Origin of the sequence: Longivirga aurantiaca (genome assembly GCF_042660085.1) — a bacterium.
In the GTDB taxonomy this organism is placed as follows: Bacteria; Actinomycetota; Actinomycetes; order S36-B12; family CAIYMF01; genus Longivirga; species Longivirga aurantiaca.
In genome coordinates this window covers 791,803-806,931 of the sequence record NZ_JBHSTI010000008.1, presented here as the reverse complement: position 1 = coordinate 806,931, position 15,129 = coordinate 791,803, and the positions used below count along the sequence as shown (strand labels likewise).

The 15,129-nt window shown below is 73.6% G+C and carries 12 protein-coding genes; all 12 read right to left on the bottom strand.

The features are described 5' to 3' along the window. Positions 1-26 precede the first annotated feature (26 nt). Positions 27-965, bottom strand: a complete 939-nt coding sequence (locus ACFQGU_RS07740; RefSeq protein WP_386765369.1) for a 2-hydroxyacid dehydrogenase — start codon at positions 963-965, stop codon at positions 27-29. A gap of 118 nt (positions 966-1,083) precedes the next feature. Then, entirely contained in the window at positions 1,084-2,073 is a 990-nt protein-coding gene (locus ACFQGU_RS07735) for a phosphotransferase (RefSeq protein ID WP_386765367.1), read from the bottom strand. Positions 2,074-2,080: 7 nt separating this feature from the next. Continuing rightward, on the bottom strand, positions 2,081-3,646 hold the full coding sequence (gene gatB, locus ACFQGU_RS07730) for an Asp-tRNA(Asn)/Glu-tRNA(Gln) amidotransferase subunit GatB (RefSeq protein ID WP_386765365.1): 1,566 nt from the start codon (positions 3,644-3,646) through the stop codon (positions 2,081-2,083). Then, complete coding sequence (gene gatA, locus ACFQGU_RS07725; protein WP_386765363.1) at positions 3,607-5,115, bottom strand: Asp-tRNA(Asn)/Glu-tRNA(Gln) amidotransferase subunit GatA; 1,509 nt, start codon at positions 5,113-5,115, stop codon at positions 3,607-3,609. Before gatA ends, gatB begins: the two co-directional genes overlap by 40 nt. Positions 5,116-5,119: 4 nt before the next feature. After that, a complete protein-coding gene (gene gatC, locus ACFQGU_RS07720) occupies positions 5,120-5,425 on the bottom strand; it encodes an Asp-tRNA(Asn)/Glu-tRNA(Gln) amidotransferase subunit GatC (protein ID WP_386765361.1) in 306 nt (101 codons plus the stop codon). 43 nt (positions 5,426-5,468) lie between these two features. Further along, entirely contained in the window at positions 5,469-7,544 is a 2,076-nt protein-coding gene (locus tag ACFQGU_RS07715; protein WP_386765359.1) for a putative bifunctional diguanylate cyclase/phosphodiesterase, read from the bottom strand. 94 nt (positions 7,545-7,638) lie between these two features. Further along, on the bottom strand, positions 7,639-9,813 hold the full coding sequence (gene ligA / locus ACFQGU_RS07710; protein WP_386765357.1) for an NAD-dependent DNA ligase LigA: 2,175 nt from the start codon (positions 9,811-9,813) through the stop codon (positions 7,639-7,641). Position 9,814: 1 nt separating this feature from the next. After that, positions 9,815-10,882 carry a methionine synthase gene (locus tag ACFQGU_RS07705; protein ID WP_386765355.1) on the bottom strand — a complete coding sequence of 356 codons (1,068 nt, stop codon included), beginning with the start codon at positions 10,880-10,882 and terminating at the stop codon, positions 9,815-9,817. Between the two features lie 50 nt (positions 10,883-10,932). Next, positions 10,933-12,024, bottom strand: a complete 1,092-nt coding sequence (mnmA, locus tag ACFQGU_RS07700; RefSeq protein ID WP_386765353.1) for a tRNA 2-thiouridine(34) synthase MnmA — start codon at positions 12,022-12,024, stop codon at positions 10,933-10,935. Then, complete coding sequence (locus ACFQGU_RS07695) at positions 12,021-13,205, bottom strand: cysteine desulfurase family protein (protein WP_386765351.1); 1,185 nt, start codon at positions 13,203-13,205, stop codon at positions 12,021-12,023. Before ACFQGU_RS07695 ends, mnmA begins: the two co-directional genes overlap by 4 nt. Positions 13,206-13,282: 77 nt before the next feature. Then, positions 13,283-14,236, bottom strand: coding sequence for an electron transfer flavoprotein subunit alpha/FixB family protein (locus ACFQGU_RS07690; RefSeq protein WP_386765349.1), 954 nt, complete (start codon positions 14,234-14,236; stop codon positions 13,283-13,285). A gap of 14 nt (positions 14,237-14,250) precedes the next feature. Then, on the bottom strand, positions 14,251-15,030 hold the full coding sequence (locus ACFQGU_RS07685) for an electron transfer flavoprotein subunit beta/FixA family protein (RefSeq protein WP_386765347.1): 780 nt from the start codon (positions 15,028-15,030) through the stop codon (positions 14,251-14,253). Positions 15,031-15,129 lie beyond the last annotated feature (99 nt).

The following is a 15,129-nucleotide window of genomic DNA, read 5'->3' as shown; positions in this document are numbered from 1 at the left end:
TGCCCCTGGGGTCTGCGCGGGCGACGCTACGGGCGGGCCACGAGGTTGTCGAGCGGCTCGCCCGCGCGGAGGCGGCGGATCTGCGCCGCGACGAGGCGACGTGCCCGCGGCTCGAAGGCGCTGCTGTTGCCGCCGATGTGCGGGCTGATCAGGACCCCGGGAGCGGACCACAGCGGGTGGTCGGCCGGCAGTGGTTCGGGGTCGGTGACGTCGAGAGCCGCGCGTACCCGCCCGTCGTGCAGCGCGGCCACGAGGTCGTCCGTCACCACGACCGGCCCTCGCGCCACGTTGACCAGCAGTGCTCCGGGCCGCATCAGCGCGAGGAACCCGGAGTCGACCAGCCCGACCGTCTCCTCCGTCGCCGGGACGATGAGGATCACGACGTCGACGGTCGGGAGCAGGTCGGGCAGCTCGGACATCGCCTGCACGTGCCGCCCGTCGTCGAGCGTGCGCGCGGAACGCGCGACGCGGACCACCTCGCACTCGAAGCCCGCGAGCCGCTGCTCGATCGCCTGGCCGATGCGGCCGAATCCGAGGATCAGCACGCGCTTGTCGGCGATCGCGTCGTTGCGCCGCGGGAGCCAGGAGCCGGTCGTCTGGTTGCGGGCGAACTCGTCGAGCCCGCGCAGCCGCGCCAGCGCGAGCCCGACGGCGAGCTCCGCCGTGCTCGCGTCGTGCACGCCGGCGGCGTTGTGCAGCGCGACGCCGTCCGGCAGGAACGGCCACACCGCGTCGACGCCCGCCCAGAGCGACTGCACCGTCCGCAGCGACGGCATGCGGGTCATGGCCTCGAGCGCAGATCGACCGCCGAGGTACTGCGGGACGTAGAAGGTGACGCGCTCGAGCACGTCCGTGCTCGGCGCCTCCTCACCCTCGGCCCAGGAGTGCACCTCGAGCCCGTCGGTGGCGCCGCCGAGCGAGGTGGCGTGGTCGTGCCACGGGAGCAGGAGGACGTCGTCGGGCATGGGTCGACGCTAGCGCCCGACCGCCGCCTCAGCGGACCACGACGACCTTCGTGCCGACCCCCGCCCAGGAGCAGAGCCAGCGGGCAGGTCATGGTTGTGGCAGCGGGTGCAGCGACGGTCACGAGAGCCAGGTCGTGATGCGCTCGGCCGTCGCCACGCGGTGCCGGAGGTCGGCCAGGAGCCCGGGTACCGCGTCGCCCGCCGCCCGGTCCTGCACCGACGCACCCGCATCCAGGGCGCGGTCGACCGTGAAGCGGATCCAGCCGAGCCGGGAAGCGAGGGCCGGGCCGAGGTGCTGCGGCTCGACCGGGGCGGGGTCGCCGCCGGAGGCGCGGTACGCGCGGACCACCGCGCCAGCGACCTCCGGGGAGCTCCAGGCAGCCATCGTGAGCGCGGCGTGCGCGAGGTCGTGGGCGGGCACCGTGGGCAGGACGACGTCCCAGTCGATGAGCAGCGGCCCGCCTGCGCCGAGCAGGAGGTTCTTCTGGTCGACGTCGCCGTGGCAGAGCACCTCGCCGTCCCGGTCTCCCTCCGCGAGCAGCGCCGAGGCCGCTCGGGCCACCGGCTCGGCATCCGCGAGGTCCGATGCCCACGGCACGCCTGCCGACGTCGCCCGGCCGACGAGGTCCGGCCAGACGCCCGCGGTCGTGAGACCGACGCGTCCGGCGTACAGGTCGGGGCGCAGCGGCGTCAGCGCGAGCCGGTGCACGGCGGCCAGCGTGCGACCGAGCCACTCGGCGAGCGGGGCGCCGACAGGCTCGCGCGGCACGGTGCTCGCCTCCGCCCACCGGTGCACGCGCACCGGGACGTCGGCGCCACCGTCGGTCGACGGCACCCAGGCGAGGCAGCCGCCGTCCGGAGCAGGGACGGGCTCGGGCACCGGCACACCGGCTGCGGCACATGCGGTCTCGAGCCGCCAGCCCTCCGCCAGCCAGTCGAGCCACCGCGGCTCGCCCCAGGCGTTGCGCAGCTCCTTCACGGCGTAGTCGCCGTGCGTCGTGGTCAGCCGGAGGACGAGGTTCGACCACCCGCCGGCGACCTCGACGTACGCCGTCGGCTCACCCGGGAGCGCGAACGCCTCGAGCACGCCCCGCGGGTCAGGGACCACGGCTCGGCTACTCCTCGGTGACGCCGAGGCGCTCGAGCAGCAGTGCCCGCACGCGGCCGGCGTCGGCCTGGCCGCGCGTCGCCTTCATGACCGCCCCGACGATGGCACCGGCCGCGGCCGCCTTGCCGCCGCGGATCTTGTCGGCGACGTCGGGCTGGGCGGCGAGCGCATCGTCGATGGCTGCGAGCAGCGGGCCGTCGTCGCTGACGACGGCGAGCGCGCGCGAGGCGACGACGTCGTCCGGCCTGCCCTCGCCCGCGAGGACCCCCTCGATCACCTGGCGGGCGAGCTTGTCGTTGAGCGCGCCCTCCCCGATGAGGGCCTCGACCCGCGCGACGTCGGCCGGAGTGATCGGGAGGTCGGCCACCTCGGCGCCGCGCTCGTTCGCGATGCGGGCGAGCTCGCCGGTCCACCACTTGCGCGCGGCACCCTGGTCGGCACCGGCCGCCACGGTCTGCTCCACGAGGTCGAGGGCGCCCGCGTTGACCACCGAGGCCATCTCGAAGTCGGTGATGCCCCACGCCGCCTTGAGGCGCGCCTGACGGACGGCGGGGTTCTCCGGGAGCGTCGCCCGCAGCTGCTCGACCCACTCGCGCGAGGGCGCGATCGGGACGAGATCGGGCTCCGGGAAGTAGCGGTAGTCCTCGGCGTCGGACTTCTCGCGGCCCGAGGTCGTGATGCCCGTGTCCTCGTGCCAGTGCCGGGTCTCCTGCACGATGCGACCGCCGTCGGCGAGGATCGCCGCCTGCCGCGTCATCTCGTAGCGCACCGCGCGCTCGACCGAGCGCAGCGAGTTCACGTTCTTGGTCTCCGTGCGCGTGCCGAGGGGAGACTCGGGCGACGGCCGCAGCGACACGTTGGCGTCGCAGCGCAGCGAGCCCTGCTCCATCTTCACGTCCGAGACGCCCAACCCGCGCAGCACCTCGCGCAGCGCGGTGACGTAGGCGCGCGCCACCTCGGGCGCGTACTTGCCGGTGCCCGCGACCGGCTTGGTGACGATCTCGATCAGCGGGATGCCGGCGCGGTTGTAGTCGACGAGCGAGTAGTCGGCACCGTGGATCCGACCGGTCGCGCCGCCCTGGTGGCTGGTCTTGCCGGTGTCCTCCTCCATGTGCGCGCGCTCGATCTCGACGCGGAAGGTCGTCATGCCCTCGTCGGTCTCGACCTCGACGTCGAGGTAGCCGTCGTACGCGATGGGCTCGTCGTACTGCGAGGTCTGGAAGTTCTTCGGCATGTCCGGGTAGAAGTAGTTCTTCCGCGCGAAGCGGCACCACTCGGCGATCGAGCAGTTGAGCGCGAGGCCGATGCGGATCGCCGACTCCACCGCCACGGCGTTGACCGCCGGCAGCGCACCGGGCAGACCGAGGCACACCGGGCACACCTGGGTGTTCGGTGCGGCACCGAACTCGGTCGGGCAGCCGCAGAACATCTTCGTGACCGTGCCGAGCTCGACGTGCACCTCGAGCCCGAGCACCGGGTCGAAGCGCGCCACGACCTCGTCGTAGGGAAGGACCTTCTCGGTCGTCTGGGTGCTCACAGCGCCGGAGCCTCCTCGAGGATCGGGTGACCCCATCGGTCGAGCAGCGCCGCCTCGAGCGCCGCGCCGACGTTGTACAGGCGGTCGTCGGCCATGGCGGGAGCCATGATCTGCAGACCCACGGGCAGGCCGTCCTCGGGCGCGAGGCCGATCGGGAGCGACATGCCGGGTGTGCCCGCGAGGTTGGCCGGGATGGTGGCGACGTCGTTGAGGTACATCGCCAGCGGGTCGTCGAGCTTCTCCCCCAGCTTGAACGCCGTCGTCGGCGCCGTGGGCGAGATGAGGACGTCGACCTGCTCGAACGCGGCGGCGAAGTCGCGCTGGATCAGGGTGCGGACCTTCTGGGCCGAGCCGTAGTAGGCGTCGTAGTAGCCGGCCGACAGCGCGTACGTGCCGAGCATGATGCGGCGGATGACCTCGTCGCCGAAGCCGGCAGCACGGGTGCGCCCCATGACCTGCTCGATCGACGGGTTGCCGTCGTCCTCGCCCACACGCAGGCCGAAGCGCACGCCGTCGAACTTGGCGAGGTTGCTCGAGCACTCGCTCGGCAGGATCAGGTAGTACGCCGCGAGCGCGTACGGGAAGTGCGGCGCCGACACCTCGACGACCTCGGCGCCGAGCCCGGTCAGGATCTCGACCGCCTCGTCGAAGCGCTGGCGGACACCCGCCTGGAAGCCCTCGCCACCGATCTCCTTGACGATCCCGATGCGCACGCCCTTCACGTCGCCGCGCAGGGCGGCACCCACGACGTCGGGCACGGGGACGTCGAGCGACGTGGAGTCCATCGGGTCGTGCCCGGCGATCACCGAGTGCAGCAGCGCGGTGTCGAGCACCGTCCGCGCGCACGGGCCCGCCTGGTCGAGCGAGGACGCGAGCGCGACGAGGCCGTAGCGCGAGACGGCGCCGTACGTCGGCTTCACGCCGACGGTGCCCGTGACGGCGGCGGGCTGGCGGATCGAGCCACCGGTGTCGGTGCCGATCGCGAGCGGCGCCTCGAACGACGCGACGGCCGCGGCGGAGCCGCCGCCCGAGCCGCCGGGGATCCGCTCGAGGTCCCACGGGTTGTGGGTGGGTCCGTACGCCGAGTGCTCGGTCGAGGACCCCATGGCGAACTCGTCCATGTTGGTCTTGCCGAGGATCACGACGCCGGCGGCCTTGAGCCGCGCGGTGACTGTGGCGTCGTACGGCGGGCGCCACCCCTCGAGGATGCGCGACCCGCAGGTGGTCGGGATCCCCTTCTGGGTGAGCACGTCCTTGAGCGCCAGGGGCACTCCGGCCAGCGGGGACAGCGTCTCCCCGGCGGCCCGCGCGGTGTCGACGGCGGACGCCGCGGCGAGCGCGCCGTCGCGGTCGACGTGCAGGAACGCGTGGACGCGGTCGTCGACGGCGGCGATCCGGTCGAGGTGGGCGGTGGCCACCTCGACGGCGGACACCTCGCCCCCCGCGACCTTGGCCGCTGTGTCGGCGGCGGTGAGTCGGGTCAGGTCGGTGCTCGCTGTGCTCACCGGGTCACTCCTCGTCCAGGATGCGCGGCACCCGGAACCGCTCGGCCTCGACCGAGGGGGCACCCGAGAGGGCCTCCGCGTTGGTGAGCGACGGACGCACGACGTCCTCGCGGAAGACGTTCACGAGCGGCATCGGGTGGCTCGTGGCGGGGACGTCGGCCGCGGCCACCTCCGACACCTGGGCGACCGCACCGAGGATCACGCCGAGCTGCTCGGCGTAGTGGTCGAGGGACTCGGGCGGGAGGTCGATCCGGGCGAGCCGCGCGAGGTGGGCGACGTCGTCCCGCGAGATCGAGGGGGTGTCCGACATGCCGCTCATCCTACGGAGGCCGCCGGTGGCCTCCGTCCGCGGCTCAGATGTCCGCGACGATCCGGGCCGAGCCCACCGCGCGCAGCCCGGCCCGCTCGGCCGGCCCACGCACGACGCGCTCGACGAGCCACTGGGTGGCCTGGTCGGAGGGCATGGGGCGCGAGATGCGGTAGCCCTGGGCGACGTCGCAGCCGAACTCCCGCAGGAGCCGCCACGCGTGCGAGGTCTCGAGCCCCTCGGCGACGACGGACAGGCCGAGACCGTGGGCGAAGTCGACGATGGACCGGACCATGGCCGGGTCCCCGCCCTCCTCGTCCAGGCGTCGGACGAACGACCGGTCGATCTTCACCTCGTCGACCGGCAGCTGCTCGAGGAGCAGCAGCGACGAGTAGCCGGTGCCGAAGTCGTCCAGCGACGCGCTGACGCCGAGCTCGCGCAGCTCGCGGAGGGTGGCCACCGCGCGGCCGGCATCGAGCACGAGGACGCTCTCGGTCACCTCGAGCACGATCGCGTCGGGCGGCAGACCGTGCCGGTCGAGCTCGGCGACGACGAGGCCGGCGAGGTCGGTCTCGTGCAGGTCGCGCATGCTGACGTTGACCGCGATGGGGACCTGCAGGCCGAGGTCCCACCACAGCCGCGCCTGGCCCAGGCCCTCGCGCAGGACGTGGGCGGTGATCTGGTGCACGAGGCCTGTGCGCTCGGCGAGCGGGATGAACTCGTCCGGCGGCACGATGCCGCGCTCGGGGTGCTGCCAGCGCACGAGGGCCTCGACGCCCACGACCGTGCCGTCCCGCAGCGAGACCTTCGGCTGGTAGTGCAGCTCGAGTTGGCCCTGCTCGATCCCCTCGCGCAGGGCGGAGACCGTGCCGAGCCGCGCGGGAGAGTTCGGGTCGCGGGCGGCGTCGTAGAGCTCGATGCCGGTGCCCTCGCCCTTCGCGACGTACATCGCGACGTCGGCACGACGCATGAGCTGCTCGAAGTCGTGGCCGTGCACAGGAGACAGCGCGATGCCGATGCTGACGTCGACGTCCATGAGCACGCCCTCGAGCCGGACGGGCTCGGCCAGCGCGGCACGGACTCGTCCGGCCACCTCGATCGCGTCGGTCGGCTGCTCCACGTCGGTCAGCAGCACCGCGAACTCGTCGCCACCGAGACGCGCCACCACGTCGATCGGGCGCACCGCGCTGATCAGCCGTCGGGCGACGACCTCGAGCAGCGCGTCACCCGCCGGGTGGCCGAGGGTGTCGTTGACCTCCTTGAACCGGTCGAGGTCGAGGAGGAACAGGGCGACCGTGTCCTGCTGCTGGCGGGCCTCGTCGAGCGCCTGAGTCGCGCGCGACTCGAGGTAGACGCGGTTCGGCAGGTTCGTCAGCGCGTCGTGCAGGGCCTGGTGCTGGCTGTCGCGCGCCATGGCCGCGGTCCGGTAGACGGCGAACAGCGGCACCAGCAGGAGCGGCAGCATGATCGGCACCTGGTACGCCATGACGGCGACGAACGGCGAGATCGCGAGCGGCGTCAGCGTGGAGAAGGCGTAGAACCACCAGTCCTCGCTGAACGACTCCCACCAGGTCTGGCCGTTCTCGCGGGCGAGCCCGGCGACGAGCGTCACGTTGACGAGGTGGAACACCCACCACGCGACGATGAGGACGGCCAGGTCGCGCGGCTGGAACGACGCGTCGGGCCGGAACGCGAGCCCCGTGACGCCGCCCCACGCGAGCACGACCCAGGCGGCCACGAGGCTGATGACGTACTGGCCGACGTTGAACATCAGCTTCCAGACGTCCTTGCGGGCGACCATCTCGCTGAGCAGGATCGCGAGCGCCTGCAGGATGACTGCCGGCGCGAAGCCCCACAGGTAGAGCGCCGCGAACACGAAGGTCGCGGAGATCGGGACGCCCTCGGCCTCGCGGAAGTCCGAGGCGATGACGGGGCGCAGCTCGCCGAGGAACGCCAGCGCCGCGATCATGGCGAGCTGCCAGCCGTAGTCGCCGAAGAGCGCGTTCGTGTCCAGCAGCAGGGCGGCGAGCAGGATCAGGCCCCAGCCGAGCCAGACCGACACCTGCCAGGTCACGGCGAACAGCGACCATCGCAGCAGCGACGGACGTGCACGCGACCCCATGACCCCTCCGGACGTGGCTGGCCAGCGCCACCGACCGGTGACGCTCAGCCCTCAGGAGGTGCTTCGGCCGAAAGGGGGGGTTCCTTGACCGCTGCTAGGAGCCGGACCGTGCGGCGAGGAACGCCAGGGCGGCGTCGGGCCCCTGCTCGAGCAGCACCCGGAAGCCCTCCGCGTCGAGGATCGGGCGCCCGAGGGCCTCGGCCTTGTCGGCCTTGGAGCCGGGGTTCTCCCCCACGACCACGAAGTCGGTCTTCTTCGAGACCGAGCCGCTGACCTTGCCGCCCGCCTCCTGAACGGCGAGGGTGGCGCCGTCGCGGGACCATCCCTCCACCGTGCCGGTGATCACCACGGTGACGCCGTCGAGCGGGCGCGGCCCGGTGTCGACGCGCTCCTCCGCCATCCGTACGCCGGCCTCGCGCCACTTGCGCACGACGTCGCGGTGCCAGTCGACCGCGAACCACTCGATGACCGCGTCCGCGATGATCGGACCCACGCCTTCGACCCCGGCGAGCTGCTCGCGCGTGGCCGCGGCGATGAGGTCGAGGTCGCCGATCTCGCGGGCCAGCGCCTGGGCGGCGGTCGGACCGACGTGCCGGATCGACAGGGCGACGATCACCCGCCACAGCGGGCGGGACTTGGCGGCCTCGAGCTCGACGAGCAGCTTCTCGGCGTTGGCGGTGAGCACCCGGCCCTCGGAGCCGCCGTCGCGGGTGAAGAACTGGCTCGCGCGCAGCTCGTCGGCGGTGAGGCCGAGGACGTCGCCCTCGTCCTCCACGACGCCCTCGTCGAGCAGGGCCACCGCCGCCTTGAACCCGAGACCCTCGATGTCGAGAGCCCCGCGCGAGGCGACGTGGAAGACGCGCTCGCGCAGCTGCGACGGGCAGGACCGCTGGTTGGGGCAGCGGATGTCGACGTCGCCCTCCTTGGCCGGGGCCAGCGGAGTGCCGCAGGACGGGCAGTGGGTGGGCATGACGAAGGCGCGCTCGCTTCCGTCGCGCTCCTCGACCACCGGGCCGAGCACCTCGGGGATGACGTCGCCCGCCTTGCGCAGGAACACGACGTCGCCGATGAGGACGCCCTTGCGGACGACCTCCTCCTGGTTGTGCAGCGTCGCCATGGCCACGGTGGAGCCGGCCACCTTGACGGGCTGCATGACCGCGAACGGCGTGACCCGGCCGGTGCGTCCGACGTTGACCTCGATGTCGAGCAGCCGCGTGCGCACCACCTCGGGCGGGTACTTGTAGGCGATCGCCCAGCGAGGGGCGCGCGAGGTGGACCCGAGCCGGCCCTGGGTCGCGAGGTCGTCGACCTTGACCACGACGCCGTCGATCTCGTGCTCGACGTCGTGCCGGTGCTCGCCGTAGTGGTCGACGTACGCCCGCACCCCCGCGAGCGTGTCGACGACCGTGGCCCGGTCGGAGGTGGGCAGCCCCCAGGCGCTCAGGGCGTCGTACGCCTCGGACTGGGTGGACGGCTCGTAGCCGTGCCACACGCCGATGCCGTGCACGACGAGCTGCAGGCCGGCGAGCCGCTTCAGGGCGAGGTCGAGCTCGCCCTGCAGCCGGGGCACGGTGGTGGACCCCTTGGCGCGCATCGCGGCGAGCTCGTTCTCCCGGCTGTCGATGCGCTGGCGCAGCGTGCCGGCACCGGCGTTGCGCGCGTTGGCGAACGGCGACAGCCCCTGCGCGGTCACCTCGGCGTTCAGCGCGTCGAAGGCGGCGGTCGGGAAGTAGACCTCGCCGCGCACCTCGACCAGCTCGGGCACCGGATGGCCCGCCGAGCCGGTGAGCGTCTTCGGTATCGCATCGATGAAGCGTGCGTTGTACGTGACGTCCTCGCCGACCCGGCCGTCGCCCCGGGTCGCGAGCGACCGCATCCGGCCGCGTTCGTAGACGATGTCGACCGCGAGCCCGTCGACCTTCAGCTCGCACAGGAGGCGCGGCAGCGAGCCGAGGTCGCGCTCGACCCGGCCGGCCCACGCCTCGAGCTCCTCGGTGCTGAAGGCGTTGTCGAGGCTGAGCATCCGCTGGAGGTGCTCGACGGGCGTGAACATCCCGGCGGCCTCACCGCCGACCGACTGCGTGGGCGAGTCGGCCGAGCGCAGCTCCGGGTGCTCGGCCTCGAGCGCCTCGAGCTCACGGAAGAGCGTGTCGTACTCGATGTCGGACAGGGTCGCGGAGTCGTCGACGTAGTAGCGCCGTCGCGCCTCCTCGACCTGCTCGACGAGCTCGCGCCACCGCGCCGCCGGATCCACCGTGGACTTGGTCACCTCAGCGCTCCTCGTCGACGGCGACGGTGACGGGGTCGTCCTGGCGCAGCGCCCGACCGGCGCCCCGCAGCACGGCGAGCGCCCGGCGGGCGGCCGCGGGGGTCGCGCCCGCCATCCCGCAGGTGGGCGAGACGAGGACGCTGCGCGCGAGGTCCTCGGGGGCGAGGCCGAGGCGGTGTCCGAGTGCCGTCACGTGACCGACGGTATCGCCGACCTCCGACGCCGGCGACGCGCCCGCGGGACCTGTCCCGGGCACCACTCCGGCCACCAGCAGCCGGCCCGCCTGCATCAGCTCGCCGAGCTCGTCGTCGTCGCGCTGGTCGTGCAGGAGGAGGTCGACGGAGAGGGCGTCGGCACCGGTGCGGCGCAGCAGCTCGAGCGGCGGACGCTCGGTGCAGCAGTGCAGCACGGCCGCGGCACCGGCCCCCTGGATCGCCTCGACCACGGCTGCCAGCGCCGTCTCGGCGACGGGCTGCTCCACGGCCGCGTAGCGGCCGCGACCGCTCTGGGTGGGCAGGGACCCCTCGAGGACGGCGGGGAGCGCGGGCTCGTCGATCCACAGCATGAGCCGGGCACCGGGCACCCTGCGACGGAGCTCGGCGAGGTGGTCGGTGGCGGCGTGGGCCAGCGCGCCTGCGAGGTCGCGGCTGGCGCCGCGGTCCTTCACCGCTCGCTCCCCGATGCGCAGCTCGATTGCCGCGGCCAGGGTCCAGGGGCCGACGAGCGAGGACGCCACCCATCCGTCGAAGCCGTCGAGGGCCTCCTCGAACGCGTCGAGGTCCTCGGCGAGCCAGGAGCGCGCCCGGCGCATCTCGCGCCCGGGCGCATCGGCGAACCGCCAGCCCGCGGCGGTGGTCTCCACGGCGAGGTCCGGCACGACCGAGGCGAGCAGCCCCGCCGTCCGGCCGACCATGTCGGCGCCCGGCCCGCGCGCGGGGAGCTCCGGAAGGTGCGGGACGCCGTCGCCCTCCGACAGCTCGCCCACGACGAGGGAGACGGCCTCGAACGACGACGTGCCCGGCATCGAGCCGACGGTGGTGACGGCAGCGGGCGTGAGGTCCTCGAGCACCCGCCGACCCTACGCGCACGGGCCGGGCGCTCCGGACCGGCGCGGCTGCGTCAGAGCCGGGAGGTGCGGCTGATGGTGGCGCTGCCGACCACGCGGGTGCCGTCGTACACGACGACGGCCTGCCCCGGCGCGACGCCGCGCGTGCGGGTGCGCAGCGACGCGACGAGCACCTCGCCGTCCGCGGCGGTCTCCCGCGCGACGACGGCCTCGATCGGCTCGCCGTGGGCGCGCAGCTGCACCGTGCCCTCGAGCGGCCCGTCCGGGGCGGCGCCGCACCAGCGCGGCCGCACCCCCTCGACCCGGTCGACCTCGAGCAGCACCGGCGGGCCGACGAGCACCGTCGAGCTCGGCACGTCGACCCCGACCACGTAGCGGCGCCCGCCGTCGTCCGCCGGGCGGCCGAGGTGCAGCCCGCGGCGCTGTCCGACGGTGAACGCGAAGGCGCCGTCATGGTGCCCGAGGGTCTCCCCCGACTCCGCGTCGACGATGTCGCCCGGTGCCTCGCCGAGGCGGTCTCGCAGCCAGCCTCCGGTGTCGCCGTCGGGGATGAAGCAGATGTCGTGGCTGTCGGGCTTGTCCGCTACGAGCAGGCCCCGGCGGGCGGCCTCGGCACGCACCTCGTGCTTGGTCGAGCCGCCGAGGGGGAACATCGCGCCGGCGAGCTGCGCGGCGTCGAGCACGGCCAGCACGTACGACTGGTCCTTGGCCTCGTCCGCGGCGCGGTGCAGCTCGCGCCCTCCGGGGCCGTCCACGATCTGGGCGTAGTGGCCGGTGGCGACGGCGTCGAAGCCGAGGCCGAGCGCGCGGTCGAGCACCGCCGAGAACTTGATCTTCTCGTTGCAGCGCAGGCAGGGGTTGGGGGTGCGACCGGCGGCGTACTCGGCGACGAAGTCGTCCACGACGTCCTCGGCGAACCGCTCGGAGAGATCCCAGACGTAGAACGGGATCCCGAGCACGTCGGCCACGCGTCGCGCATCGCGCGCGTCCTCGAGCGTGCAGCAGCCGCGCGCACCCGTCCGGTGGCTCTGCGGGTTGCGTGCGAGCGCGAGGTGGATGCCGGTGACGTCGTGCCCCGCCTCGACCGCGCGCGCGGCGGCGACCGCGGAGTCGACGCCGCCGGACAGCGCCGCGACGACCCTCACCGGCCGACCCCTGCTCGACGCGCCCGTGCCACGACGGCCGGCAGCGCCTCGACGAGGCGGGCGACGTCGTCGTCGGTGGAGCTCCACCCCAACGAGAGCCTCAGCGACCCGCGCGCGGCGACCGGCTCGACCCCCAGGGCGAGCATGACGTGGCTGGGCTGCGGCACCCCCGCCGAGCAGGCCGACCCGCGCGAGCACTCGACCCCCGCCGCGTCGAGCAGCAGCAGGAGCGAGTCGCCCTCGCACCCCTCGAACGACAGGTGCGCGATGCCCGGGAGGCTGCAGGAGGGGTCGCCGTTGCGGGACACGCCGTCCACCGTGGCGAGCACGTGGGCGACGAGGTCGTCGCGCAGCCGGGCGATGCGCGCGGTGCGCACGTCGAAGTCGGCCATCGACGCCGTGAGCGCGGCGGCCAGGGACGCGATGCCGGCGGCGTCGACCGTGCCCGACCGGATCTCGCGCTCCTGCCCGCCTCCGTGGACGAGGGGCACGGGGCTGAGGCCGCGCCGCAGCACGAGGGCGCCGACGCCGACGGGTGCACCGAACTTGTGGCCGGACAGCGCGAGCGAGTCGACGACCGACGCGTCGACCTCGAGCGACCCGACCGCCTGCACGGCGTCGCTGTGGAACGGGATCCCGCGGTCGGCGCAGAGCGTGGCCACCTCGGCGACCGGCTGCACCGTGCCGATCTCGTTGTTCGCCCACATCACGGTGACGAGCGCGACCTCGTCCGCGTGCTCGTCGAGCTCGGCCTTGAGCCACGCGAGGTCCACGCGTCCGACGTCGTCGACCGGGAGCCAGGAGATCTCGGCACCCTCGTGCTCGCCGAGCCAGTCGACCGGGTCGAGCACGGCATGGTGCTCGACGGCGCTCGCGATCACGCGGGTGCGCCGAGGGTCCTCGGACCGGCGCGCCCGGTAGAGGCCGAGGACGGCGAGGTTGTCGGCCTCGGTGCCGCCCGAGGTGAACACGACGTCCCCGGCGCGGACGCCGAGCGCGATGGCGATCGACTCGCGCGACTCCTCCACCACGCGACGGGCGCGACGACCGGCGCTGTGCTGGGAGGACGGGTTGCCGACGAGGTCCAGCTCGGCGAGCAGGGCCGCGCGCGCCTCGGGGCGCAGCGGGGTGGTCGCCGCGTGGTCGAGGTAGACCGCCTCGCGCCCTGTCGCATCCACCACGCCCGCGAGTGTAGGTCAGCACGCGCCGAGGGGCCCGGCCGTGACCGGCCGGGCCCCTCGGGACGTGCGTGGACCGCTCAGCCCTTGCGCTTGACGACCTCGTCGGTGAGCTGCGGGACGACCGTGAACAGGTCGCCCACGACGCCGTAGTCGGCGAGCTCGAAGATCGGGGCCTCGGCGTCCTTGTTGACCGCGACGATGGTCTTGGACGTCTGCATGCCCGCACGGTGCTGGATCGCACCCGAGATGCCGTTCGCGATGTACAGCTGCGGCGACACGGTCTTGCCGGTCTGCCCCACCTGGAACGCGTGCGGGTACCAGCCCGCGTCCGTGGCGGCGCGCGAGGCGCCGACCGCGGCACCGAGCGCGTCGGCGAGCGCCTCGACCGTGGCGAAGCCCTCCGGCCCGCCCACACCGCGCCCGCCGGAGACCACGATCGCGGCCTCGGTGAGCTCGGGGCGACCGGACTTGGCGCGCGGCTCGACGCCGGTGATCCTCGCCGACGTCGCGACCTCGCTGAAGGTCACGGCGACGTTCTCGACCGCGGGGGTGGCCGGGGCCTCCTCCGGCGCAGCCGCGTTGGGCTTCACCGTGATGATCGGCGTGCCGGTGGTGACCTTGGCCTGCACCGACCACGAGCCCGCGAACACCGACTGCGTGGCCGTGCCGTCCGCGGCGACATCGACCGCGTCGGTGATGATGCCGCTGCCGGTCTTGACCGCCAGGCGCGCGGCGATCTCCTTGCCCTCGGCGGAGCTCGTCACCAGCACCGCTGACGGGCCCACCTGCGCCACGACCGCTGCCAGGGCCTCGGCCTTGGCCGCGACCAGCGTCGAGTCGAGCTCGGGGGCGTCCACGACGAACACCGTCGTGGCGCCGAAGCGGCCGAGGGTGTCGAGCGCGTTCGCCGAGCCCTGGCCGAGGAACACGGCGACCGGCTCGCCCATGCGGCGCGCGATCGTGAGCAGCTCGGTGGTCGGCTTCTTGACCGCGCCGTCGGCGTGGTCGACAACAACGAGGATCTGTCCCATGACTGCCACGCCTCTCAGATGAACTTGCCGGTCGCGAGGAACTCGGCGAGCTTCACGCCGCCGTCGCCCTCGTCGGTGACCACGACGCCGGCCTGACGCGGCGGACGCTTGGAGGCGTCCTCCACCACGGACCACGCCGCACCGAGACCGACCGAGGCCGGGTCGATGCCGAGGTCGGCCAGCGTCAGCGTCGTCACCGGCTTCTTCTTCGCCGCCATGATCCCCTTGAACGACGGGTAGCGGGCCTCACCGGTCTGGTCGGTGACGCTCACCAGCGCCGGCAGCGACGCCGTGATCGTCGTCGAGGCGTCGTCGCCGTCACGACGGATCGTCACGGTCGAACCCTCGACGGCGAGGGACGACGCGAAGGTCAGGCCGGGCAGGCCGAGCCGCTCGGACAGCATCGCCGGCACCACGCTCATCGTGCCGTCGGTCGAGGCCATGCCGCACACGACGAGGTCGTACTCCAGGGTGCCCAGGGCCTTGGCCAGCACCAGCGACGTCGCGAGCGCGTCGCTGCCGTGCAGCGCGTCGTCGACGACGTGCACCGCGGCATCGCCGCCCATCGACAGCGCCTTGCGCAGCGCCTCGCCGGCGGCCTCGGGGCCCATGGTCAGGTAGGTGATCTCACCCTCGCCCGCCTTCTCGACCACCTGCAGAGCCTGCTCGACGGCGTACTCGTCGAGCTCGGACAGGCGGCCGTCGACAGCGGCTCGGTCAGTGGTGCGGTCAGCAGCGAACCCACGGTCACCCGCGGCATCCGGCACATGCTTGACCAGGACGACGATCTTCATGGTCGGTGTCCGACCTCCTCGACGAGCGCGCGGCTCATGGACGGGAACGTGCTCCACAGGATGCCTGGGGGCGTTCCGCGTGCGGCCACCGCCCCCGTC

Bases quoted from the DNA above. Each gene is read 5' to 3' on its own strand.
- ACFQGU_RS07715 (WP_386765359.1), bottom strand. From the start codon at position 7,544: ATGGGGTCGCGTGCACGTCCGTCGCTGCTGCGATGGTCGCTGTTCGCC.
- gatB (WP_386765365.1), bottom strand. From the start codon at position 3,646: ATGGGGTCACCCGATCCTCGAGGAGGCTCCGGCGCTGTGAGCACCCAG.
- ACFQGU_RS07690 (WP_386765349.1), bottom strand. From the start codon at position 14,236: ATGGGACAGATCCTCGTTGTTGTCGACCACGCCGACGGCGCGGTCAAG.
- ACFQGU_RS07685 (WP_386765347.1), bottom strand. From the start codon at position 15,030: ATGAAGATCGTCGTCCTGGTCAAGCATGTGCCGGATGCCGCGGGTGAC.
- gatC (WP_386765361.1), bottom strand. From the start codon at position 5,425: ATGTCGGACACCCCCTCGATCTCGCGGGACGACGTCGCCCACCTCGCG.
- ACFQGU_RS07740 (WP_386765369.1), bottom strand. From the start codon at position 965: ATGCCCGACGACGTCCTCCTGCTCCCGTGGCACGACCACGCCACCTCG.